This window comes from Rivihabitans pingtungensis (assembly GCF_003201855.1).
Taxonomy (GTDB): Bacteria; Pseudomonadota; Gammaproteobacteria; order Burkholderiales; family Aquaspirillaceae; genus Rivihabitans; species Rivihabitans pingtungensis.
Window position 1 is genome coordinate 32,639 of sequence record NZ_QJKI01000019.1, and the last position, 22,453, is coordinate 55,091.

Genomic DNA, 22,453 nt, shown 5'->3' on the forward strand with positions numbered 1-22,453 from the left:
CGCCCGTCCATGACAATTGGTATGACTACCGATTCTATAGGAGTGCTGATATTGCTGGCCGATGGCGGCCGCAGATTAGAACCACTCACAACACCCAGCGCAGCGCTCCTGGCGGAGGCACGCCCGCAGACAATACGGGTATGCAACAACGCCAGGCGGGTTTTGTGAGCGGCGCTTATCCCCACGTCGCCCGCAGCCATCCCTCCAGCCGCTTGGCGGCTTCTTCCCAATGGGTGTCCAGCATCATCAGGTGGGCCATGTCCGGCAGGATTTCGGCGGTGACGCCCAGGCGGCAGGCGGTGGCTACCACTTCGTGCGGGGCAATCAGTTGGTCGTTGGCGGCGCCCAGCACCAGGGCGGGGACGGCGGGCAGGTGGCTGACCGGAAACAGGCTGATCATCGACAGGTCAAAAATCGCCCGCATGGATTCCGGCTGAAAGCGGCGCACCCAGTCGCGCAGGCGTTCGCGGTCTACGTCGGCCGAGAACAGCAGGCGCTGGGCCTGGTCGAGGTCGGGGTGGTAGTGCTCGTTGGCCTGAAACAGGTTCAGCGCCGCCAGCAGGTCGGGGGCGGTGGTGAGCATGCGCCAGGCCGAGGCGTTGATGCCAAAAGGCGGCACCGAGGCCATCAGCGCCACGCCGGCCGGCGGGTGCTGGCGATGCATTTCCAGGTAGCGCTGCACCACAAAGCCGCCCATCGAGTGGCCGATCAGCACGGGCGGGCGCGGCATGGTTTTCACCACGGCGTGGACATTGCGGGCAAAGTCGTCGATGCCCAGCGCCGCCAGCCAGGCGTGGCCACGGCTGTCGCCATGGCCTTCCAGGCTGATGGCGGTGGCGTGCCAGCCGCGTTGGGCAAACCAGGGCAAAAAGTATTCTTCCCACACCCAGGCGGCGCAGTAGGCGCCGTGCACAAACAACAGCGGCGGGGCATCCAGCGGGGCGCCGTGGGCGGCGTGTGATTGGCATTCCAGTCCGGGCACCATTACAGCACCTCGGCGGCAAAGTCTGCCAGCCGCGAGCGTTCGCCGCGTTGCAGGGTGATGTGGCCGGCGTGGGCCCAGTTTTTCATGCGGTCCACCACGTAGGTGAGGCCGGAGCTGCCTTCGGTGAGGTAGGGGGTGTCGATTTGGGCGATATTGCCCAGGCACACCACTTTGGTGCCGGGGCCGGCGCGGGTGATCAGGGTTTTCATTTGTTTGGGGGTCAGGTTCTGAGCTTCGTCGATGATGAGGAATTTGTTCAAAAAAGTGCGGCCGCGCATGAAGTTCAGTGATTTGACCTTGATGCGGCTGCGGATCAGGTCGCGGGTGGCGGCGCGGCCCCAGTCGCCGCCGTCGTCGTCGGATTTATTGAGCACGTCCAGGTTGTCGTCCAGCGCGCCCATCCAGGGGGCCATTTTTTCTTCTTCGGTGCCGGGTAAAAAGCCGATGTCCTCGCCCACCGGCACGGTGACGCGGGTCATGATGATTTCGCTGTAGCGTTTTTCTTCCAGCGTCAGCGCCAGGCCGGCGGCCAGGGTGAGCAGGGTTTTGCCGGTGCCGGCCTGGCCCAGCAGGGTGACAAAATCAATCTCCGGGTTCATCAGCAGGTTAAGGGCAAAGTTTTGCTCGCGGTTGCGCGCGGTCACGCCCCATACGCTGTGTTTGCTGTGGCTGTAGTCGCTGAGGGTTTCCAGCGTGATGGTTTTGCCTTCGCGCGCCAGCACGCGGGCGGCAAACGGCGCTTCGCCGCCCTGCCAGAGGATTTCGTTCAGCAAGAGGTTGGCGCAGCCGGGGCCGCTCATGCGGTAATAGCTTTTGCCGCCTTCTTGCCAGGATTTGAGGTTTTTGCCGTTTTTTTCCCAGAAGCCTTGGTCGATCTCGCGCGCGCCGCTGTACAGCAGATCGGTGTCTTCCAGCACTTGATCATTGAAATAATCTTCTGCCGCCAGGCCCAGCGCGGCGGCCTTGATGCGCATATTGATGTCTTTGGACACCAAAATCACCTGGCGCTCGGGCTGGGCCAAGTGCAAGGCCATGACAATGCCCAGAATCTGGTTATCCGCCTTGCCCACCGGCAGGCCGGCCGGCAATTGGCCATCCAGCGCGCGGGTTTGCAGCAGCAGCCGGCCGGTGGCGGCCTTGTGGCTGGCGGCTTTCAGGCTGATGCCGGCGTCGATGTCGTCGGCGTCGCGCACCAGTTCATCCAGAAAACGGCTGGCCTGACGGGCGTTGCGCGCCACTTCCGACATGCCTTTTTTGTGGCCGTCGAGTTCTTCCAGGGTGATCATCGGCAAGAACACATCGTGTTCGGCAAAGCGGAACAGGCAGGAAGGGTCGTGCATCAGCACATTGGTGTCCAGCACAAACAGTTTGATCCGGGAGAGGGCGGTTTTTTTCTTGGCTGGCATGAGAGTGGGCTTTCCTGTTGGCGCAATATCAGTCGAAAAGCGGCCAGGCGACGCGCGCCCGGCGGCCAGCACAGCATGCGCGGCGCGCGCTACAGCGTGTTGACAAAGGCCAGCACCTCGGCCACATGGCTGGGCACTTTCACGCCGCGCCACTCGCGCAGCACGCTGCCGCCTTCGCCCAGCACAAAGGTGCTGCGCTCGATGCCGCGCACCTGTTTGCCGTACATGTTTTTCAGCTTCATCACCCCGAACGCTGCGCAGGCGATTTCGTCCGGGTCGCTGATCAGATCAAACGGCAGGGATAATTTGGCCTTGAAGTTTTCGTGCGACTTGATCGAGTCGCGCGACAGGCCCCACACCTGGCAGCCGGCGGCGACAAAATCGGCGTAAGCATCCCGAAAATCCATGCTTTCGGTGGTGCAGCCGGGGGTGTTGTCCTTGGGGTAAAAATACAGCACCAGCGGCTTGGCGCTGTCGGATAAGCTGAAAGTGTGCCCGCTGGTGGCTGGCAAGCTCAGCTGGGCTGGCAGGGTAAGGCTCATGGCGACTCCTGGGTTAGGGGCAGGGAGATGCGGCGGTTGCCCGCGGCTTTCCATCCCTCATAGAATAGCGAAACCCGTCCGCTGTCAATATTCATGCCACCTGTCATCAATCTGCTTGTCCAATTATGCCATGCGCTCGGCCGGCTGCCAGCCTTGCGCCGCGCGCCCGTGCAGGCGGCGCTAGGACGCCAGTTGCAGCAGTGCGGCTTGCGCGCGCTGCCCGGCATTGCCTGCCTGGGCGCCGCGCTGGGCTTGGCGGCGGTGCAGCAAATGCACCATGTGTACGGCGCCAATGTGGACTTCACCCTGCGCACCTTGCTGCAATTATTGCTGTCCGAGCTGGCCCCGCTGTTGACCGCGCTGTTTTTGCTTACCCGCTCCAGCTCGGGGATTGCCGCCGAGGTGGCGGCGTTGCGCGTGCATGGCGAGTGGCGCACGCTTGCCGCCATGCAAGTGGACCCGCTGGCCTTTGTGCTGCTGCCGCGCCTCTTGGCTATCCCGCTGGCCAGCGCGCTGCTGACCTTGTATCTGCTGCTGATTGCCCAGGGCGCAGCGGTGCTGTACGCGCTGGACGCGCCAGACCAGGCCACGTTTTACAGCATGCTGGAGCCGCTGACCCCGGCCATGGCGCTGCTGTGCCTGAGCAAAAGCCTGCTGTTTGGCGCGCTGACCGCCGCCAGCAGCTGTCTGGCCGGCTTGGCGGCCGAAGGCGACTGGCCAGCGGTGTCGCAGGCGTCGGCGCGCGCGGTGTTGTTTGGCCTGCTGGCGATTGTGGCCGCCGACGCGCTGTTTGCCCTGCTGCCGGCGCTGTGGAGCCCGGCATGAGCGCGCTGACCCTCACCCTGCCGGATGGCGGCGCGCTGGCGCTGTGCGCCGGCCAGCTGACGCAATGCGCCTGGAGCCCGGCCAATCAAACGGCCATCAGCGCCGCCCTGCTGGCCGCCGGCCAGGTGACGCTGGCGCTGCCGGCGCAAGGCGGCTTGCTCAGCACGCTGAGCGTGGCCGACAACCTCACCCTGGCCGCCAGCTACCACGGCATGCCCTGGGCCGAGCTGGACGCCGCGCTGGCCCTGCTGCTGCCGGCGCTGGCGCTGGACGCCGCCGCCTGGCGCGCGCTATTGGCCACCCCCACCGAACAACTCAGCGCCGACGACCGCCGCCGGGTGCTGCTGCTGCGCGCGGCGCTCACCCCGGCCGCCGCCTGGCTGATCGACAGCGATTTTTTTGCTGATGCCCACCCCGACCTGGCCGCGCGCGGCCAGGCGCTGCTGGCCCAGGCCCTGCCGGGCCGGCTGGCGGTATGGCTCACCCGCCCGGCCCGCCCTGCGCAACCGGGCGCTGAATGGAAGGAACCCCCACCATGACCACGCTTCCCCGCCCGGCGCGCGCGCGCCGGCTGTGGTGGTTTATTGCGCTGGCCGTGCTTGGCCTGGCTGCGCTGCTGGCCGCGCGGCTGTGGCTGCAAGGCTGGTTTGAGCCCAGCACGCCCATCCGCCTGTACGCCGCCTCGGGCAGCGACCTGAAACCCGGCATGCCGGTGAAGTTTCGCGCCTTCAAGATCGGCGCTGTCCAGAGCATCACCCTGAAAGACGATGCCCATGTGGACGTGGTGGCGCGCATTGAAAACCGCTACCTGAAATTCATCCGCCAGACCTCGCTGGCCCGGCTGAGCAAAGAAGGGCTGATTGGCAACAGCTTTATCAGCATTGAAACCAGCGACACCAGCGCGCCGGCGCTGGGCAAAAACGCCTATCTGGCGCTGATGCCGGGCACCGATATGGAAGTCATCGCCCAGCAAGTCAAAGACCAGGTAGACCCGGTGATTGCCGAGCTGCACACCCTGCTGGCCGGGCTGAACCACCCGCAAGGGCCGTTTCAGCAAAGCCTGCGCCATCTGGCGGTCAGCACCGGCAAGCTGAACGACACGCACACCCAGCTCAACAGCCTGCTCCGCCACACCGACACGCTGATTGACCGCGACGCCCGCCAGACGCTGACCGCCATCAACCGCGACTTACCCGCCGTGATGCGCCAGCTGAACGCCACCACCCAGGCCACCCAGGCAGCCAGCCAAAGCCTGAACGACGCCATGCAGGCCAGCGCCACGCAACTGCCCGGCCTGATTCGCGACAGCCGCTTGCTGATCCAGCAAAGCAACGACACCCTGGACGGCCTGCGCCAGCACTGGCCGCTGAAACAACTGAGCGCGCCCATCGCGCCCGACACCGGAGACATCCATGGCGCTCAGGATTAACCCCCGTCGGCCCCATCTGGCCGCCGCCGCGCTGCTGGCGCTCTGGCTGGCCGCCTGCGCTGGCGGGCCGTCGCACCCGCTGGCCCAGCACGACGCCTTCCGGCAGGGCGAGCTGGCCAACCGCCAGGCGCGCGCGGCGCTGGCGCGCGGCGAGCTGAGCTCGGCGCGCCAGCTCACCGAACAAGCCCGCCAGCACTATCAACGGCTGGACGCGCGCGAGCGGGTGATCGACTGCGAATTGCAGCTGGCCACGCTGGCGCTGCGGCAAAACGACTTGGCCGGCGTGCGCGCCGCGTTGGCGCGGCTGGCCGACTGGCAGCTGACGCCCGAGCAACAACGCGCGCTGGCCGAGCGGCACATCAGCCTGGCGCTGCGCGAACAACAAGCAGCCCGCGCCGCCGACTGGCTGAAGCAGGCGCGCGCCGCCTGCGCCGCGCCATGCGCCCGCGCCGCCACGCTGGATGTCTTCGCCGCGCGCATCGCCGCCGCCCGGCAAGACCTGGACAGCGCCCGGCAACTGGCCGAGCAGGCGCTGGCCGGCGCGCGCGACGACAGCGAACGCGCCGCCGCCCATCGCCTATTGGCCGAATGGACGCCAGCCAACGCCCCACGCGCAGCGCTGAGCCACTATCTGGCGGCGCTGGAATTCGACCAGCGCGAAGGCTATAGCGCCGGCCTGGCGCAAGACCTGGCCGGCGCCGCCGCCGCCAGCCAGGCGCTGGGCGACGCGCGCGCCGCCCGCGAATACCGTCAGCGCGCCGAAGCGGTGAACGCCGCCATGCGCGCGGCGGCCGGGCGCTGACAACCTTGATGACATTTTCTGGTCAGGATGCGCTGAAAAAATCGTTGTCCCCGCGAAGTCATGAATTCAAAGCTTTGATTTCTCTGTATTTTAAGAGCCGCTCACAAAACTCAGCGAAGCGGTCCTGGCTAGGCGCACGACCGCTGACAGTACAACAAGTACGGCAAGGTCGGGCAACACCGCCAAGAGGGTTTTGTTAGCCGCGCTTATTCACCTTATGGATTTTTACCCCGGAGCACCCATCACATGCTGCATTGGCTGGGCGAAGTGTTTCAGTTGCAAGGCACCGGCTACGCCGCGCTGCCGCAGTTTTTGACCAGTCTGGGCATTGGCCTGTTGCTGGGCATCGAGCGCGAGCGCAAGCAAGACCCGCGCGCCGGGGTGCGCACGTTTGCGCTGACCTGTTTATTTGGCACGCTCAGCGGCCATGTGGCTGGGCTGGCGGCGCTGCCCTTGCTGCCGATTGCCGGCCTGGCCGGCATTGCCGCACTGACGCTGACCGCGTATTGGCACCCCAGCGCCTGCCACGACAGCCCGGACCCGACCACGCAAGTGGCGTTGCTGCTGGCGTATGCGCTGGGTTTATTGGTGTACGCCGGGCCGTCCGAGCTGGCGGTGGCGCTGGCCATCATTGCCACCTTATTGCTGTATCTCAAGCCGGAGTTGTCCGGGCTGAGCCAGAAGCTCACCCGGCCGGATATTCTGGCCGTGCTGCAATTTGGTGCGGTGTCGGCGATTATCCTGCCGATTTTGCCCAATCGCGCCTTTGGCCCGTATCAGGCGATCAACCCCTATGAAATCTGGCTGATGGTGGTGCTGATTTCCGGGGTGAGCTTGTGCGGCTATGTGGCGGTGCGCCTGCTGGGTGAGAAAGTCGGCGGGCCAGTGCTGGGCTTGCTGGGCGGCATGGTGTCGTCCACCGCCACCAGCATGAGCTTTGCCCGCCAGGTGCGCGACGACCCCAAGGCGCTGCATTTGTCAGCCACGGTGATCCAACTGGCCAATCTGGTGATTTTTGTGCGGCTGGCGATTCTGGCCGCGCTCTTGGCCCCGGCGGCGCTGGGCACGCTGTTGCCTGTGCTGGGTGCGGCGCTGGCCGGTGGGCTGCTGGCCACCGGGCTGGGGCACTGGCGGCATGGCTCGGCCGGCGGCCAGGACGAAGACGGCTTTACCCCGCACAACCCGGTGGAAATGCGCACCGCGCTGGTGTTTGGCGGCCTGTATGCCGTGGTGACGCTGGCGGCGGCGGCGCTGATGCACCAGTTTGGCTCGGGCGGTTTGTATGGCGTGGCGCTGGTGTCCGGGGTAACCGATGTCGATCCGATTTCGCTGTCGGCGTTCAATCAGTTTGCCGGCGGCCATCTGAACGCCAACCAAGTGGCCGCCACCCTGGCGCTGGCCTTGCTGACCAATAGCCTGTTCAAGTTTGGCATGGTGGCCAGCCTGGGCGGGCGGGCCTTGATGTGGCGCACGCTGCCGATGTTTGCCAGCGCACTGGCCGCCATGCTGGCGGCCTGGGGCTGGATGCAGTGGGCCTGACTGGCGCAGAAAAGCCGGGGGCAAGCCGCACGTTCAGGGCGTTTGCAAGTGGACAATGCTGTAGTTTTGCTGGTCCGGATCAAGCTTGCAGGTGAAGGTGGGCGAGCTGATCGCCGCGCCGGTTTTGTCGGACACCACGCTGTAACTGCTGTCGCCCTTGCGGGTGGTGATGACACGGGCGATGTCGTCTGCGGCGATGCTCAGCTCCAGCTCGGCGGGCAACACCTGGGGCATGGGATTGCAGAATAAATACTCCCCAGCCAGGACGCGCTCCCAGGCACGTTCGGTGAGGATATACAGCGTATTGATATTGGAAGGCAGCACCCCGGCGCCAAAGCGCTCACGGTGGTTTTCAATGGCTTCATCCGGCCAGCCAGACCAGTTTTGCGGACGGGCCGCGGTCAGGCGGTCAAAATGTTTGAGGCAGGTTTCCTGGGTAAGACGGACTTGTGACATGGCGCGCTCCTGAGTAAGCCGGCCAGGTAGCCGGCATCCGGATAAAACGCCAGGTCAGCCCGAGCGTGAAGCGCCAGCAGGCTTAGCGTCGCTCACCAAACCCAGCGAGCGGCCTTGGCCAAGCGTGTGACCGCAGACAATACAAGGCCGTACGGCAAGGTCATACCACAACGCCAGGGGGCTTGGTGAGCGGCGCTTAGCAGGAGAACAGCCAGCCGCCGCTATCGTGCTCTGCCGCACCGGTCACGGTGAGGGCAGGGATCTCCACCGGGGCGCTCATCCAGCGGCTGACTGTCGCCTCGCTCAGCGCCAGATTCGGGCGCAGCTGTTGCAGCACGTCGCCGCCCAGGGTGTTCAGGTTGGCAATGCGGCTGAACATGGCTTCCAGCTCGGGGGTAAACTGCCCGCCCGGCAGGCCGGCTTGCTGGGCCGTGCTCCACTGCTGCATGAAATCCTGCTCCAACTGGCCCAATTCACGGCCCAGCTGGGTAAAAAACTGCTCGGCCCAGTTCAGGTCGGCTTGCGGTTGCACTGGTGAACCGCCCAGCAACAGGGCATCGCCAGAACGTTCGGGTATGCGGATGGCGTCAGTCATGGTCGGGGTGGTCAGTCAGTCAAAATGAAAGATAACAGCTTGATTGGCAAATCAACCCTGTATGTTAACGGGTTTTTCTTCCGGTGTCAGCAGACGACTGCGTGTTGCCCCGCTGGTTTGGCGGGGCGGCTTGGCCGCTTGCGCCCCCTGTCCAATGAGTGTTTGCGCTGACAGGCGCTTTCATTGGAAAATCCCTCAATGTGCCGCCGTGAGCGGCGTTTTCCCTTTTTGACTTGCCATCCAGACTGATTACGCATGAAAGCCTCCGAAATCCGCCAGAAGTTTCTCGACTTCTTCGCCAGCAAGGGCCATCAGATTGTTGCCTCCAGCTCGCTGGTGCCGTGGGAAGACCCGACGCTGCTGTTCACCAACGCCGGGATGAACCAGTTCAAGGATGTGTTCCTGGGTTTTGACAAGCGCCCGTACACCCGCGCCACCACCAGCCAGAAATGCGTGCGCGCCGGCGGCAAGCATAACGACCTGGAAAACGTCGGCTACACTGCCCGCCACCATACCTTCTTTGAAATGCTGGGCAATTTCAGCTTTGGCGACTACTTCAAGCGCGACGCCATCAGCTACGCCTGGGAGTTTCTCACCAGCCCGCAATGGCTGGGCCTGCCCAAAGACAAGCTGATGGTGACGGTCTACGCCAGTGATGACGAGGCGTTTGACATCTGGAACAAAGAAGTCGGCGTGCCGGCGGACAAGATTGTGCGCATTGGCGACAACAAGGGTGCGCCGTATGCCTCGGACAACTTCTGGCAGATGGGCGACACCGGCCCGTGTGGCCCGTGCACCGAGATCTTTTACGATCACGGCGCCCACATCTGGGGCGGCCCGCCCGGCAGCCCGGAAGAAGACGGCGACCGCTTTATTGAAATCTGGAACAACGTGTTCATGCAGTTCAACCGCACCGAAGACGGTGTGCTGCATCCGCTGCCCAAGCCCAGCGTGGACACCGGCATGGGCCTGGAGCGGATTTCGGCTGTGCTGCAACATGTGCACGCCAATTACGAAATCGACCTGTTCGTCAATCTGCTGAAGGCCGCCGCGCGCGCCACTGGCGTGGAATACAGCCAGCAAACGCCGTCGCTGAAAGTCATCGCCGACCATATCCGCGCGTGTTCTTTCCTGATTGCCGACGGCGTGCTGCCGTCCAACGACGGTCGCGGCTATGTGCTGCGCCGCATCATCCGCCGCGCCATCCGCCACGGCTACAAGCTGGGCCAGAAGGGCTTGTTCTTCCACACCCTGGTGGCCGATCTGGCCGCTGAAATGGGCGACGCCTACCCGGAACTGCGCCAGCAACAGGCCAAGATCGAAGACGCGCTCAAGCAGGAAGAAATCAAATTCGCCGAAACCCTGGACAAGGGCATGGCGCTCCTGGAAGGCGCGCTGGCCGGCGAGCAAAAAACCCTGGACGGCAAGGTGGCCTTCCAGCTGTACGACACCTATGGCTTCCCGCTCGACCTCACCGCCGACATCTGCCGTGAGCGCGACATCGCCATCGACCAGGCCGGCTTTGACGCCGCCATGGATGCCCAGCGCGCGCAAAGCCGCGCCGCCTCCAGCTTCAAGATGGGCGGCCAGCTGGAATACAGCGGCGCCGACACCCACTTTGAAGGCTACACCCTGGCCACCACGCAAGCGCATGTGCTGGCCTTGTACAAAGACGGCCAGCCGGTGAACAGCCTGCAAGCCGGCGAGGCTGGCGTGGTGGTGCTGGACAACACCGCGTTTTACGCCGAAGGCGGCGGCCAGGTGGGCGATGTGGGCGAAATTGCCGCCACCGGCGGCCTGGACGCGCTGTTTGACGTCAAGGACACCCAAAAAATCACCGCCAGCGTGTTCGGCCACCACGGCGCGCTGTCGCGCGGCAGCCTGAAAGTAGGCGACAGCGTCACCGCCACCATCGACCTGCACGCCCGTCGCGCCACCCAGCGTAACCACTCGGCCACCCACTTGCTGCACAGCGCGCTGCGCCATGTGCTGGGCAGCCATGTGCAGCAAAAGGGCTCGCTGGTGAACCCGGAGCGCGCGCGCTTTGACTTTGCCCACGGCCAGCCGGTGAGCGCGGCCGAACTGGCCGAGGTGGAGCGTCTGGTCAACCAGGCGATTCTGGCCAACCACGAAGTCAAAGCCGAGCTGATGAACCAGGACGACGCGCTGAAAGCCGGCGCCATGGCCCTGTTTGGCGAAAAATATGGCGATGTGGTGCGCGTGCTGAGCATGGGCGACGTGTCCATCGAGCTGTGCGGCGGCACCCACGTCGGCCGCACTGGCGACATCGGCCTGTTCAAAGTGGTCAGCGAAGGCGGCGTGGCCGCTGGCGTGCGCCGGATTGAAGCGGTGACCGGCGAAGGCGCGATTGCCCACATCCAGACGCAAGACGCCCTGCTGCGCGAGCTGTCCGCCACGCTGAAGGCGCAAAGCCTGGACGACGTGGCCGGCAAGATCGCCGCCATGCAGGACGGCGTGAAAACCCTGGAAAAAGAACTGGCTCGCCTGAAAGCCAAACTGGCCGCCAGCGCCGGCGACGAACTGGCCGCCCAGGCGCAGGACATCGGCGGCGCCAAGCTGTTGGCCGCCGAGCTGGAAGGCGCCGATGCCGCCGCGCTGCGCGAAACGCTGGACAAGCTGAAAGACAAGCTCAAGTCGGCCATCATCGTGCTGGCCAGCCGGGGCGACGGCAAGGTGCAGCTGGCTGCTGGCGTCACCGCCGACCTGACCGGCAAGGTCAAGGCCGGCGAGCTGGTCAACTTTGTTGCCGGCCAGGTCGGCGGCAAGGGCGGCGGCAAGCCGGACATGGCCATGGCCGGCGGCAGCGAACCGGCCAAGCTGCCGGAAGCGCTGGCCAGCGTGGCCGGCTGGGTCGGCAGCAAGCTGGGCTGATTTCCCCCTCGCGCCAAAAAACCCCCATCAGCCTGGCTGGTGGGGGTTTTTTTGTGCCCTGTCAGTGTGCTTGGGCCAGAATCAGTCTGTTGCTGAGGTAATCTGGCGACTGGGCATGATCATGGGCCGGGCATTTGCCGCCAGAAAAAAGCCGCCAGGGGCACACACCCGCTGGCGGCGTCAGGCGCGTTTTTGCTCAGTTCAGCCGGAATACGCTGATCGCCCCTTGCAGGCGCTGCGCCAGCTGCGCCAGGGTTTGCGCGGCGCTGGCGATGCGCTTGACCTCGCCGGTATTGGCCTCGCTCATGCGGGCAATGGTTTCCACATTGGCCGCCACTTGCTCGTGCGCGGCGGTTTGCTGGCGCAGCGACATGGTGATTTCCGACACGGTGCTGACTACGCCATCGGCGCCGCTGGCCAGCTCCTGCATGGAGTCGCCCAGCGCACGGGTGACGCTGACGCCTTCGCCCACCCGGTTGACGCCATCGCCCATGGTTTCCACCGCGTGATTCATGTCCACATGAATGGCCTGGATCACCTGATCAATTTCGCCGGTGGCGCGGGCGGTGTTTTCCGCCAGCTTGCGTACTTCGTCGGCCACCACGGCAAAGCCGCGCCCGGCCTCGCCCGCGCGCGCGGCCTCAATGGCGGCGTTCAGCGCCAACAGGTTGGTCTGGTCAGCAATGGTGCGGATGGTTTCCGCCGCGCTGCGGATCAGCTCGGAATTGGCCTGCAGGGCAGAAATCTTGCTCGACGAGGCTTCTACCGTGCCTTGCAGCTCGGCCATCTGCAGCGAGGCGCTTTGCGCCAGCTCAATGCCGCTGACCGAGCGGTCGTGCGATTCGCTGGCCAGGCGGTGCGCACCTTCGGCGTTGTCAGAAATGTGGGCGATGCCGATGGCGACTTCTTCCATGGCGGCGGCCACCGACATCACCGCTTCGCTTTGCTCGCTGGAGCTTTGCGACACTTGCTGCGAGGTGTCGGTCAGGTGCTGCGAGGCGGACGAGAGCTCTTGCGCGGCGGCGTTGACTTCGCCAATCACGCTTTTCAGGTGGCTTTGCATGGCCGCCATGGCCGCCAGCAGCGACTGCGTGTCACCCATTTGCACTTTCACCGGCTGATGCAGATCGTTGCTGGCGATGGCCTGAACGACTTCCATGGCCACGCGCGGATCGCCGCCCAGTACGCGCAGCAGATAGCGGGCCAAGGCCACGGTAAAGCCGCTGACCGCCAGCAAGGCCAGCAGCCAGATGCTCAGCATGCCCCATTGCCCCTCGGCGATGGTGTCGGCGGTTTCTTTTTCCACCCGGGTGTTGAAGGCATTGGTCTTGGCCACCAGATCGTCCACCGCCGCGCGATGTTGCTGATAGGCGGCGTCCATGTCGGCCAGCGCGCTGGCGCGCGCGGCGTCGTCACCGGCCTGCAGGGCCGGGATGAAGTGCTCGAACAGCACGCTGTAGTAGCGCATGGCTGGCTCGTGGGTGGTCTTGATCATCGCCTGCTTCAGGTCTGGCTCGAATTCTGTGGCAATCCAATAGGTTTGCCGCTCGTCGTATTCTTTTTTCAGGACCTTCAGCCGCTCGATCAGCGCCGCGCGCTCGGTGGGCTGGGCGCGATCCAGCTGCAAGGTCACCAGATAGGTTTCGATGATGTATTTCGGCGGCGGCAGGATGTCGGCAATCAAATCTTTGCCCAGCACCACCCGATGGTATTCCGGCCCGTTGACTTCCACCTGGGTCATCACTTTCCAGGTCCACAGCCCGAAGGCCAGATATGCCGTCATGACCATGCCGATCATGATCACGAACAGCGTCTTCAGGCTGAAACGCCCCAATCCGCCGCGTTGAGGGGTTGCCATGATGTCATGCTCCTGTGGTTTTTTGGTGAGACCTGCAGACACACTGCTGCAGACCTGTCCCGCCCATGGCCGACTCGGCGGCCTCCCTGAGGGGCATCGGGGCCAGACGGACAGAAACAGACGAGCATACAAAGCGTCTGTCCAGGCATAAACCGATATTGGGACATTTTTTTATGGAATTGGCGCATATTATCCGCTGGCGTTTTCGTGGAGCAAATCAGGCCATGGCCGAAATGATCCACGATGGTGCATGGCAAGCTGGGCTGGACGTAAACAACAACGCAGAAGTTGAGTGGGCGCGCTTATTTTTTTACTCACCAGCTTGAGTGCACATGACTCAGCGGAAAAGTATTGTACACCAGTGTGCATTTTATACAAACACAGGCAAAACATGCGCTTACAGGCTATTTCAAGCAAGCGTAAGATCAAATCGGATCAAATAAAAATCATGCAATGCAGCATGGGCGATTTACTGACAAGGTGATTCTTCACACCGGTCATTCAAAAAATCCAGATAAACAAAAAATCAAATCGGCCTGAATGCTACAATTTGGCGCAAACCATGCACCAGATTGTAGCAATTCAGACAAAAACGGATTCACCCATTCACGGATAATTGTTTTTGCATATTGCAATGCCGCATCGCCATCAGGCACAGCGCGCCCAGCATCGCCGCAACTCAGCCTCGCGCACCGTGGCCAGCGCCACCACTTCGCCCACCACAATCACCGCCGGGCTGGCGTAGCCGCCCAGCTGCGCCTCGCGCGCCAGCAGGCCCAGCGAGGTGACCAGCACCCGCTCGTCGGGCGAGGCGGCGCGCTCGATCACCGCCGCCGGCATCTCGGCCGGCAGGCCGGCGGCGCGCAGGCCGGCCTGAATGCTGCTCAGGCGGCTCATGCCCATATAAATCACCAATGTCGTGCCGGTGGCGGCCAGCGCCGCCCAATCCGGCTCGGAATGGTCTTGCGCGTGGGCGGTGACAAAGGTCACGCCTCGGGTGTAATCGCGGTGGGTGAGCGGAATGCCGGCGCGGGTGGCGCCCACCAGGCCGGAGGTCAGGCCATTGACCACTTCCACGCTCAGGCCGCGCTCTTGCAAATAGGCCACTTCTTCGCCGCCACGGCCAAACAGCATGGCGTCTCCACCCTTGATGCGCGCCACCACCTGGCCCTGCCGGGCATAGCGCGCCATCAAGCGGTTGATGAAGCCCTGCGGGGTGGAGCGACAGCCGCCGCGCTTGCCCACGCCGATGATGCGTGTGCCGGGCAGGGCAAACTGGGCGATTTCCGGGTTGACCAGATCATCCACCAGCCACACCTGCGCCTCACCCAGCGCGCGCACGGCCTTCAGCGTCAGCAATTCCACATCGCCAGGGCCGGCGCCAATCAGCCAGATTTTTCCGGGGGTTTTCATCATGGTCGTCTCCACACTGCCCAGGGCGCGGCGTCGGGCCGGCCAGGCTGTTTGCAAAATTTACGCAGCTTTGGTGACCGAGGCCGCCATCCGCCGCACTTCCGGCATGCACGAGCCGCAGCCGCTGCCGCAGCCCAGGGTGTCGCGCAGGCTGTCCGGGCTGGCGCCGCCGGCCAGGGCCTGATAAATCGCCGCTTCGTCCACCTTGGCGCAATGGCAGACCATGCGCGCGCGGCGGGTCAGCCCCGGCGGGTTGGCCTGCGGGGCGAACACCATGGCGCGCAGCTCGCCCAGCTCGCCGCCGCTGACAATGCGCTCGCCCAGCCAGCCCAGCGCGCAGCATTCGCCGGCCAGCCGCACCGCGCGCAGGCAGCCGTCCTGCCAGATGGCGCGCTTGTCGATGCCGCGACGCGGGTCGGCAAACACTTGCGCCAGGCCTTCGCCCTCCAGCCCCAGCGCGGCGTCCAGCCGGGCCAGAAAATCCGCCGCCGGCAATGCTTCGTGGGCAAAGCGCACGCGCACCGCCGGGCGCTCGCCGTCCAGCAAGGTGGCGCTGGCAAAGCGGCATTCGGCCAGCAGCGGGCGCAGCGCGCTCAGCGCGCGCACCGGGTCGCCACAGGCGGACACCGCCGCGCATTGCCAGGCCAGATCAATCTTGTCCACCCGCACCGCCACATGCTTGAGCTCGGGCTGAAACGATTTGCGGTCGATCTTGGCGGCGGTCAGCGCATTGCTGCCGGCGCTGCCGACAAAAGCCGACGACCAGTGCATGGGCACAAATAATTGGCCCGACAGCATGGCGTCGTTGCTGCTCACCGGCAGCACCCAATCGCCGTGGCTATTGCTCACCCGCACCAGTTCGCCATCGGTCAGGCCACGGCGCGCCATGTCGCCGGGGTTCATGCTCAGCGCGGCTTCCTGGGTGTGGGCAAACAACGCCGGCACCCGGCCGCTGCGGCTCATGCCGTGCCATTGGTCGCGCAGGCGGCCGGTCAGCAAATGAAAGGGATAGCGGGCGCTGATCGGGCTGGCCACGCCGTGGTGGCGCGCCACATGAAAGCGGGCGCGGCCGTTGTCGGTGGCAAAGTGGTGGTCGGTGTACAGCCGGGCGGCGCCCTGGCTGGCGCCGGCCGGGCGCGGCCATTGCTGCGGGCCTTCGGCTTCCAGCACGGCATACGACAAGCCGCCAATGTCCAGGTCGCGGCCGACCGTGGTCAGGCAATGTTCGGCAAACACTTCATCCGGGCCGGCGTAGGGGAATAAATGCGCGCCGCGCCCCAGTCGGGCGGCCAGCCGGCGGGCGGCGTCGATGCCGATGTCCCAGTCGGCGCGGGCGCTGCCTGGCGCGGCCACGGCGCGGCGCACGCGCGAGATGCGCCGCTCGGAGTTGGTCACCGTGCCGTCTTTTTCTGCCCAGCCGGCGGCCGGCAGCAGCACATCGGCGTAGGCGACGCTGTCGGTGTCGGCGTAGGCGTCCTGCACGATGACCAATTCACAGGCCGCCAGCGCCTCGCGCACCTTGTTGGCGTCCGGCATCGAGTGCGCCGGGTTGGTGCAGACAATCCACAGCGCCTTGATCTGGCCGGCGGCGATGGCGTCAAACATCGGGATGGCGGTTTTGCCCGGCGTGGCCGGCAGCGCGTCCACGCCCCAGATGGCGGCCACTTCGGCGCGGTGTTGTGGGTTGGCCGGGTCGCGGTGGCCGCTCAGCGCGGTGGCCAGGCCGCCGACTTCGCGCCCGCCCATAGCGTTGGGCTGGCCGGTCAGCGAAAACGGCCCGGCGCCGGGGCGGCCAATCTGGCCGGTGGCCAGGTGCAGATTGATCAAGGCCAGGTTTTTGTCAGAGCCATGCGCCGATTGATTCAGGCCCATGCACCACAGCGACAGCACCGCGCCGGCCTCACCAAACCAGCGGGCGGCGGTGAGCAGGGCTTCTTCGCTGATGCCGCAAATATCAGCCGCCATTTTTGGGGTGTATTCGCGCACGGCGTGGCGCAGCTCGGCAAAGCCTTCGGTGTGCGCATTGATAAAGTCGCGGTCCAGCCGGTCGTCCCAGATCAGCGCGTGCAGCATGCCGTTGAACAGCGCCACATCGGCGCCCGGCTGGATGGCCAGGTGCAGGTCGGCGCTGGCGGCGGTGTCGGTGCGGCGCGGATCGACCACAATCAGCTTCATCTTGGGGTTGGCGGCGCGGGCGGCTTCCAGCCGGCGAAACAGCACCGGGTGGGCGTAGGCCATATTCGAGCCGGCAATCAGCACGCAGTCGGCGTGGTCAAAGTCTTCATAGCTGCACGGCGGCGCGTCGGCGCCCAGCGCCAGCTTGTAGCCGGTGACGGCGCTGGACATGCACAGCCGCGAGTTGGTGTCCACATGCGGCGTGCCAATCAGGCCGCGCGCCAGCTTGTTGTAGACGTAATAGTCTTCGGTGAGCATCTGGCCAGACAAATAAAACGCCACCGATTCCGGGCCGTGCTCGGCGATGATGGCCGCCAGCCGCTCGCTGACCGTATCCAGCGCCACGTCCCAGCTGACCGCCTGGCCGGGGCCAAGCCGGCCAGGGCGCAGACGCGGCTCGGCCAGCCGCGAATCGGCGTGCAGGGTGTGCGCCAGGGTCAGGCCCTTGGTGCACAGTCGGCCAAAATTGGCCGGGTGCTCGGGGTCGCCGCGCACGGCCAGCACCTGGCCGTGGTCTACGTCGATTTCAACCCCACAGCCGGTGCCGCAGTAGCAACAGGTGGATTTGACAGTCATCATGATGACATCCTTATCAAACAGGGCCGGGCAAACGGCAGAGAAGGGCGCAGCGATTGGCCGAGGGGTTCATCCGGGCGGCAATGCGGCAGGGGAACCGCACAGGCGGGCGAGGTCTGGAGAGGGGGGAACAGACCATGCACAGACCACCTCAGGATGCAGCCAAGGCTGCGCCCATCTCTGCTGACTGCGCGCCGCCCGCCGTGGCGGGCCGGCGCTGCCGGCAGAGCAGGCCGGCAAAACGCCGGCTCAAACAGGCTTTATTTAGAGTCGCTCACAAAACCCAGCGAAGCGGTCCTGGCTAGGCGTGTGACCGCAGACAGTGCGGGTAGTACGGCAAGGTCACACAACAACGCCAGGCGGGTTTTGTGGGCGGCTCTTACAGGGCGAGATAGACTTCGCCTTGCTCTACTTTCAGCTCAAAGCGGCCGGCGCAGCCGTGGTCTGGCGCCAGCGCCTCGCCCGTGGCCAGGTCGATCTGCCAGCTGTGCAGCGGACAGGCGACGGTGCGGCCAAACACAATGCCTTGCGACAGCGGGCCGCCTTTGTGCGGGCATTTGTCGTGGATGGCGAAGATTTCGTCCTGGTCGTTGCGAAAGATGGCGATGTCGCCACCCGCGCGTTTGACCACCCGGCTGCCCAGCACGGGAATATCTTCAATGCGGCAGATTTTTTGCCAGCTGCTCATTACACGGTCTCCTTTTCGGCTTGTGCGGCCGGGGCTGCCAGCGGGGTGAATTCATGCGCCTGGGCGCCGGCAATGCGCGCCGCCCACGGGTCGGGCAGCCCCTCCAGCGAGTACAGCAGGCGCTCGTACAGCGCCAGACGCTGGGCCGGGTCTTTCAGCACTTTGTTCTGGATGTATTCCATGCCCACGCGGTGCAGGTAGTGCACGGTGCGCTCCAGATAAAACGCCTCTTCGCGGTACAGTTGCAGGAAGGCGCCGGTGTATTCCTTGACTTCTTCCGAGCTGGACACCTTGACGAAGAATTCCGCCACTTCGGTCTTGATGCCGCCGTTGCCGCCGATATAGAGCTCCCAGCCAGAATCCACCGCGATGATGCCCACGTCCTTGATGCCGGATTCGGCGCAGTTGCGCGGGCAGCCAGACACCGCCAGCTTGACCTTGTGCGGGCTCCACATATTGGCCAGCATGGTTTCCAGCTCGATGCCCATCTGCGTGCTGTTTTGCGTGCCAAAGCGGCAGAATTCCTGGCCGACGCAGGTTTTCACCGTGCGGATCGATTTGCCGTAGGCGTGGCCGGAGTTCATGCCCAGGTCTTTCCAGACATTGACCAGGTCTTCTTTTTTCACGCCCAGCAAGTCAATGCGCTGGCCACCGGTCATTTTCACCATCGGGATGGCGTACTTGTCGGCCACATCGGCAATGCGGCGCAGCTCGGCGGCATTGGTGACGCCGCCCTTCATCTGCGGCACCACCGAATAGGTGCCATCTTTTTGAATATTGGCGTGGGCGCGTTCGTTGATGAAGCGGCTTTGCGGATCGTCCTTGGCTTCTTTCGGCCAGGTGGAGATCAGGTAATAATTCAGCGCCGGGCGGCAGGTGGCGCAGCCGTTGGGGGTGCGCCATTCCAGGGCTTTCATCACCTCGGGAATGCTGGTCAGGTGGGCATCGCGGATGGCTTTGCGCACGCTGGCGTGGTTGTGGTCGGTGCAGCCGCAAATCGGTTTTTCGGTTTTCGGCGTCAGGTCGGCGGCGCCGCCGACGGTGGCAATCAGGATTTGCTCGCACAGCCCGGCGCAGGAGCCGCAGGAGCTGGCAGCCTTGGTGCAGCGCTTGATGTCGTCCACGCTGGTCAGGCCATGCTCTTGAATGGCCTTGACGATGGTTCCCTTCTTGATGCCGTTGCAGCCGCACACCTCGGCGTCGTCGGCCATGGTGGCCGCCTTGCTTTGCCCGGCGTGGCCGGCGTCGCCCAGGTGGTTTTCGCCAAACATCAAGTGGTCGCGCATCTCGTGGATGTCGTGGCCTTCGCGGATCAGCTGGAAATACCAGGCGCCGTCGCCAGTGTCGCCGTACAGGCAGGCGCCCACCAGTTTGTTGTCCTGAATCACCAGCTTTTTGTACACGCCGCCCATCGGGTCGGAGAGCAGGATTTCTTCGGTGCTGCCGCCGCCCATGAATTCGCCAGCGGAGAACAGATCAATGCCGGTGACTTTCAGCTTGGTGGAAGTCACCGAGCCTTGATACTTGGCGATGCCAAAACCGGCCAGGTGATTGGCCACCACGCGCGCCTGTTCGTACAGCGGCGCCACCAGGCCGTAGGCAATGCCACGGTGGTTGGCGCATTCGCCCACGGCGTAGATGCGCGGGTCGTAGGTTTGCATGGTGTCATCCACCACCACGCCACGGTTGCAATACAGGCCGGCTTCTTCGGCCAGCGTGGCGTTGGGGCGGATGCCGGCGGCCATCACCACCAGGTCGGCGGGGATTTCTTCGCCGTCTTTAAAGCGCACGGCCTTGACGCGGCCGTCTTCGCCGCCCAGCAGCTCGGCGGTGTGTTTGGGCAGCAGGAATTTCAGGCCACGGGCTTCCAATGAGGTTTGCAGCAGCTTGCCGGCGGTGCGGTCGAGCTGGCGCTCCAGCAGCCAGTCACTGAGGTGCACCACGGTGACATCCATGCCGCGCAGCTTCAGGCCGTTGGCGGCCTCCAGGCCCAGCAGGCCGCCGCCGATCACCACGGCGTGACGATAGCGGGTGGCGGCCTCAATCATGGTTTCGGTGTCGTGGATGTCGCGGTAGCCAATCACGCCATCCAGCTGATTGCCCGGTACCGGCAGGATAAACGGGGTGGAGCCGGTGGCCAGCAGCAGGCGGTCGTATTCGGCTTCGGTGCCGTCATCGGCCACCACCACCCGGCGCTGGCGGTCGATCTGCACCACCTTGCGGTTGAGATAAAGCCGGATATGGTGTTCGGCGTACCAGCTCAGCGGGTTGAGGATGATGTCGTTCACCGTCTGTTCACCCGCCAGCACCGGCGAGAGCAGGATGCGGTTGTAGTTGGGGTGCGGCTCGGCACCAAAGACGGTGATGTCGTACATGTCCGGCACCAGCTTGAGCAGCTCTTCCAGCGTGCGCACCCCGGCCATGCCGTTGCCGACCATCACAAGTTTGGGTTTTTTCATGGTTGCTCCACTCTTCGGCAGCGGATGGCGGGCGTGACTCGGGCCTGCGGGCCGGTTTACACCGGTTCGCCATCCATTCAGCATCGGTTCAGTTCGGGGGTCAGGCTGCCGGACGCAGCTCTTTGTGATAGAGGAATTCCAGCACCGCCGAACGGTAGTGGTGGTATTCCGCATCATTGGCCAGTGCCAGGCGGTCGCGCGGACGCGCCAGGTTCACGGTCAGAATCTCGCCGACGGTGGCGGCCGGGCCATTGGTCATCATCACGATGCGGTCCGACAGCAGCACGGCTTCGTCCACATCGTGGGTGACCATCACCACGGTCGAGCCGGTGGCCTGCACGATGCGCATCAGCTCATCCTGCAAGTGGGCGCGGGTCAGCGCGTCCAGGGCGCCAAACGGCTCGTCCATCAGCAAGACTTTCGGCTCCATGGCCAGCGCGCGGGCAATGCCGATGCGCTGCTTCATGCCGCCAGAAATCTCATTGGGCAGTTTGTCGGTGGCGTGGGTCATTTTCACCATCTCCAGCGCGGCGTGGGTGCGCGCCTTGAGCTGGGCTTTGTTTTCTTTTTTGCCAAACACCCGCTCCACCGCCAGGTAGACATTGCCAAAGCAGCTCAGCCACGGCAGCAGCGAATGGTTCTGGAACACCACTGCGCGCTCCGGCCCCGGGCCGTCGATTTCGCGGCCGGCGGCCAGCGCCACGCCCGAGGTGGGGGTAAGCAGGCCGGCAATCACGTTCAGCACGGTGGATTTGCCACAGCCGGAGTGGCCAATCAGCGAGATGAACTCCCCTTGGGCAATGTCCAGATTGACGTTCTGCAGGGCGACAAAGCGGCCTTTTTTGGTGTCGAACGCCATGCCGACTTGTTCCAGGTGCACGTATCGGTTATCCATTTTCCCTCTCCCTGCGCAAATCAGTTGTACTGGAAGCGGCGCGCCAGCATCATCAAGCCTTGCTCCAGCGCCAGGCCAATCAGGCCCACCACGAAGATGGCGACAATGATGTGCTCCACATTCAGGTTGTTCCATTCATCCCACACCCAGAAACCCAGGCCCACGCCGCCAGTCAGCATTTCGGCAGCGACAATCACCAGCCAGGCCACGCCAATCGACAGACGGATGCCGGTCATCAGATGCGGCAGCACCGAGGGAAACAGAATGGTGGTGAACACTTTCCATTCCGACAGCTTGAGCACACGGGCCACGTTCAGGTAATCCTGCGGCACGGTGGACACGCCTGCGGCGGTGTTCAAAATAATCGGCCAGATGCTGGAGATAAAAATCACCCAGATCGCCGCCGGTTGCGCGGCCTTGAACACCAGCAGACCAATCGGCAGCCAGGCCAGCGGGCTGACCGGACGCAACAGGCCAATCACCGGCGACAGCATGCGGTTCAGGAACATGAAGCGGCCCAACAAGAACCCGGCCGGAATGCCCACCAGCGCCGCCAGGCCAAAGCCCAGGCCCACCCGCGACAGCGAGTTGAGAATCTTCCAGCCAATGCCAACATCGTTGGGACCGGCAATGTAGAACGGATCAGAGAACAATTTCACTGCCGCCACAAACGTCGAGGATGGGCCAGGAATGCCCTTGGTGACTTGCGCCACCGCCGCCCACACGGCGATAAACAAGGCAAAACCCAGAATCGGCGGGATGATGCGTTGGCCGATCAGCTCGCGCCAATCAATGCCAGGGCTGGCCTCGGCTGCCGGGCGGGCGGCGGGGGCTGCTGCGGGTTTGGCCGCCGCCGGGGCGGCGGCCGAGTGTGCAGACGCCTTGGCGTCTACGGTCACAGTGGCGGATTGAGTCATC

Annotated in this window: 19 protein-coding genes; 7 read left to right on the plus strand and 12 right to left on the minus strand. The window is 64.5% G+C overall.

Features of this window, described 5'->3' with window-relative positions; genetic code table 11:
* Window positions 1–175: 175 nt before the first annotated feature.
* From DFR34_RS12610 to DFR34_RS12620, 3 genes are all read right to left on the minus strand, one after another.
* On the minus strand, window positions 176–985 hold the full coding sequence (locus DFR34_RS12610) for an alpha/beta hydrolase (RefSeq protein ID WP_110391512.1): 810 nt from the start codon (window positions 983–985) through the stop codon (window positions 176–178).
* Complete coding sequence (locus DFR34_RS12615; protein WP_110391513.1) at window positions 985–2,391, minus strand: PhoH family protein; 1,407 nt, start codon at window positions 2,389–2,391, stop codon at window positions 985–987. The genes DFR34_RS12610 and DFR34_RS12615 overlap by 1 nt, the downstream gene beginning before the upstream one ends.
* Window positions 2,392–2,480: 89 nt before the next feature.
* On the minus strand, window positions 2,481–2,933 hold the full coding sequence (locus DFR34_RS12620; RefSeq protein ID WP_110391514.1) for a peroxiredoxin: 453 nt from the start codon (window positions 2,931–2,933) through the stop codon (window positions 2,481–2,483).
* A 93-nt stretch (window positions 2,934–3,026) separates the two neighbouring features.
* Between DFR34_RS12620 and DFR34_RS12625 the strand changes: the two genes are divergently transcribed.
* The 5 genes from DFR34_RS12625 to DFR34_RS12645 all read left to right on the plus strand — a co-directional run bounded on the left by DFR34_RS12625 (window position 3,027) and on the right by DFR34_RS12645 (window position 7,528).
* Window positions 3,027–3,758: an MlaE family ABC transporter permease gene (locus DFR34_RS12625; RefSeq protein WP_110391515.1), complete on the plus strand. Its 732-nt coding sequence runs from the start codon at window positions 3,027–3,029 to the stop codon at window positions 3,756–3,758.
* Entirely contained in the window at window positions 3,755–4,297 is a 543-nt protein-coding gene (locus DFR34_RS12630; RefSeq protein WP_110391516.1) for a P-loop NTPase family protein, read from the plus strand. The genes DFR34_RS12625 and DFR34_RS12630 overlap by 4 nt, the downstream gene beginning before the upstream one ends.
* Window positions 4,294–5,187, plus strand: a complete 894-nt coding sequence (locus DFR34_RS12635) for an MlaD family protein (protein ID WP_158281820.1) — start codon at window positions 4,294–4,296, stop codon at window positions 5,185–5,187. The genes DFR34_RS12630 and DFR34_RS12635 overlap by 4 nt, the downstream gene beginning before the upstream one ends.
* Complete coding sequence (locus DFR34_RS12640; protein ID WP_110391518.1) at window positions 5,171–5,989, plus strand: hypothetical protein; 819 nt, start codon at window positions 5,171–5,173, stop codon at window positions 5,987–5,989. The genes DFR34_RS12635 and DFR34_RS12640 overlap by 17 nt, the downstream gene beginning before the upstream one ends.
* A gap of 246 nt (window positions 5,990–6,235) precedes the next feature.
* On the plus strand, window positions 6,236–7,528 hold the full coding sequence (locus DFR34_RS12645; RefSeq protein WP_110391519.1) for an MgtC/SapB family protein: 1,293 nt from the start codon (window positions 6,236–6,238) through the stop codon (window positions 7,526–7,528).
* A 33-nt stretch (window positions 7,529–7,561) separates the two neighbouring features.
* Here the strand turns inward: DFR34_RS12645 and DFR34_RS12650 are convergent, their stop codons facing one another.
* A complete protein-coding gene (locus tag DFR34_RS12650; RefSeq protein ID WP_110391520.1) occupies window positions 7,562–7,984 on the minus strand; it encodes a hypothetical protein in 423 nt (140 codons plus the stop codon).
* A gap of 196 nt (window positions 7,985–8,180) precedes the next feature.
* Entirely contained in the window at window positions 8,181–8,579 is a 399-nt protein-coding gene (locus tag DFR34_RS12655; protein WP_110391521.1) for a hypothetical protein, read from the minus strand.
* Between the two features lie 255 nt (window positions 8,580–8,834).
* Between DFR34_RS12655 and alaS the strand changes: the two genes are divergently transcribed.
* Window positions 8,835–11,471, plus strand: coding sequence for an alanine--tRNA ligase (alaS, locus tag DFR34_RS12660; protein ID WP_110391522.1), 2,637 nt, complete (start codon window positions 8,835–8,837; stop codon window positions 11,469–11,471).
* A gap of 196 nt (window positions 11,472–11,667) precedes the next feature.
* Here the strand turns inward: alaS and DFR34_RS17180 are convergent, their stop codons facing one another.
* A complete protein-coding gene (locus tag DFR34_RS17180) occupies window positions 11,668–13,329 on the minus strand; it encodes a methyl-accepting chemotaxis protein (RefSeq protein WP_110391523.1) in 1,662 nt (553 codons plus the stop codon).
* A 173-nt stretch (window positions 13,330–13,502) separates the two neighbouring features.
* On the opposite strand from DFR34_RS17180, the gene DFR34_RS17185 reads away from it, so the two are divergent.
* Entirely contained in the window at window positions 13,503–13,655 is a 153-nt protein-coding gene (locus tag DFR34_RS17185; RefSeq protein WP_158281821.1) for a hypothetical protein, read from the plus strand.
* Between the two features lie 322 nt (window positions 13,656–13,977).
* Here the strand turns inward: DFR34_RS17185 and cobA are convergent, their stop codons facing one another.
* The 6 genes from cobA to ntrB all read right to left on the minus strand — a co-directional run bounded on the left by cobA (window position 13,978) and on the right by ntrB (window position 22,452).
* On the minus strand, window positions 13,978–14,745 hold the full coding sequence (gene cobA, locus DFR34_RS12670) for a uroporphyrinogen-III C-methyltransferase (RefSeq protein ID WP_245906886.1): 768 nt from the start codon (window positions 14,743–14,745) through the stop codon (window positions 13,978–13,980).
* A 57-nt stretch (window positions 14,746–14,802) separates the two neighbouring features.
* Window positions 14,803–17,496, minus strand: coding sequence for a nitrate reductase (locus DFR34_RS12675; protein ID WP_245906887.1), 2,694 nt, complete (start codon window positions 17,494–17,496; stop codon window positions 14,803–14,805).
* Window positions 17,497–17,872: 376 nt separating this feature from the next.
* Window positions 17,873–18,181, minus strand: coding sequence for a nitrite reductase small subunit NirD (gene nirD, locus DFR34_RS12680; protein WP_110391525.1), 309 nt, complete (start codon window positions 18,179–18,181; stop codon window positions 17,873–17,875).
* Complete coding sequence (gene nirB / locus DFR34_RS12685) at window positions 18,181–20,640, minus strand: nitrite reductase large subunit NirB (RefSeq protein ID WP_110391526.1); 2,460 nt, start codon at window positions 20,638–20,640, stop codon at window positions 18,181–18,183. Before nirB ends, nirD begins: the two co-directional genes overlap by 1 nt.
* Before the next feature lie 100 nt (window positions 20,641–20,740).
* Complete coding sequence (locus tag DFR34_RS12690; RefSeq protein ID WP_110391527.1) at window positions 20,741–21,535, minus strand: ABC transporter ATP-binding protein; 795 nt, start codon at window positions 21,533–21,535, stop codon at window positions 20,741–20,743.
* Window positions 21,536–21,555: 20 nt separating this feature from the next.
* Complete coding sequence (ntrB, locus tag DFR34_RS12695) at window positions 21,556–22,452, minus strand: nitrate ABC transporter permease (RefSeq protein WP_110391528.1); 897 nt, start codon at window positions 22,450–22,452, stop codon at window positions 21,556–21,558.
* Between the last annotated feature and the right edge of the window lies 1 nt (window position 22,453).

Bases quoted from the DNA above. Each gene is read 5' to 3' on its own strand.
- DFR34_RS12610 (WP_110391512.1), bottom strand. From the start codon at position 985: ATGGTGCCCGGACTGGAATGCCAATCACACGCCGCCCACGGCGCCCCG.
- DFR34_RS12615 (WP_110391513.1), bottom strand. From the start codon at position 2,391: ATGCCAGCCAAGAAAAAAACCGCCCTCTCCCGGATCAAACTGTTTGTG.
- DFR34_RS12620 (WP_110391514.1), bottom strand. From the start codon at position 2,933: ATGAGCCTTACCCTGCCAGCCCAGCTGAGCTTGCCAGCCACCAGCGGG.
- DFR34_RS12625 (WP_110391515.1), top strand. From the start codon at position 3,027: ATGCCACCTGTCATCAATCTGCTTGTCCAATTATGCCATGCGCTCGGC.
- DFR34_RS12630 (WP_110391516.1), top strand. From the start codon at position 3,755: ATGAGCGCGCTGACCCTCACCCTGCCGGATGGCGGCGCGCTGGCGCTG.
- DFR34_RS12635 (WP_158281820.1), top strand. From the start codon at position 4,294: ATGACCACGCTTCCCCGCCCGGCGCGCGCGCGCCGGCTGTGGTGGTTT.
- DFR34_RS12640 (WP_110391518.1), top strand. From the start codon at position 5,171: ATGGCGCTCAGGATTAACCCCCGTCGGCCCCATCTGGCCGCCGCCGCG.
- DFR34_RS12645 (WP_110391519.1), top strand. From the start codon at position 6,236: ATGCTGCATTGGCTGGGCGAAGTGTTTCAGTTGCAAGGCACCGGCTAC.
- DFR34_RS12650 (WP_110391520.1), bottom strand. From the start codon at position 7,984: ATGTCACAAGTCCGTCTTACCCAGGAAACCTGCCTCAAACATTTTGAC.
- DFR34_RS12655 (WP_110391521.1), bottom strand. From the start codon at position 8,579: ATGACTGACGCCATCCGCATACCCGAACGTTCTGGCGATGCCCTGTTG.
- alaS (WP_110391522.1), top strand. From the start codon at position 8,835: ATGAAAGCCTCCGAAATCCGCCAGAAGTTTCTCGACTTCTTCGCCAGC.
- DFR34_RS17180 (WP_110391523.1), bottom strand. From the start codon at position 13,329: ATGGCAACCCCTCAACGCGGCGGATTGGGGCGTTTCAGCCTGAAGACG.
- DFR34_RS17185 (WP_158281821.1), top strand. From the start codon at position 13,503: ATGGAATTGGCGCATATTATCCGCTGGCGTTTTCGTGGAGCAAATCAG.
- cobA (WP_245906886.1), bottom strand. From the start codon at position 14,745: ATGATGAAAACCCCCGGAAAAATCTGGCTGATTGGCGCCGGCCCTGGC.
- DFR34_RS12675 (WP_245906887.1), bottom strand. From the start codon at position 17,496: ATGATGACTGTCAAATCCACCTGTTGCTACTGCGGCACCGGCTGTGGG.
- nirD (WP_110391525.1), bottom strand. From the start codon at position 18,181: ATGAGCAGCTGGCAAAAAATCTGCCGCATTGAAGATATTCCCGTGCTG.
- nirB (WP_110391526.1), bottom strand. From the start codon at position 20,640: ATGAAAAAACCCAAACTTGTGATGGTCGGCAACGGCATGGCCGGGGTG.
- DFR34_RS12690 (WP_110391527.1), bottom strand. From the start codon at position 21,535: ATGGATAACCGATACGTGCACCTGGAACAAGTCGGCATGGCGTTCGAC.
- ntrB (WP_110391528.1), bottom strand. From the start codon at position 22,452: ATGACTCAATCCGCCACTGTGACCGTAGACGCCAAGGCGTCTGCACAC.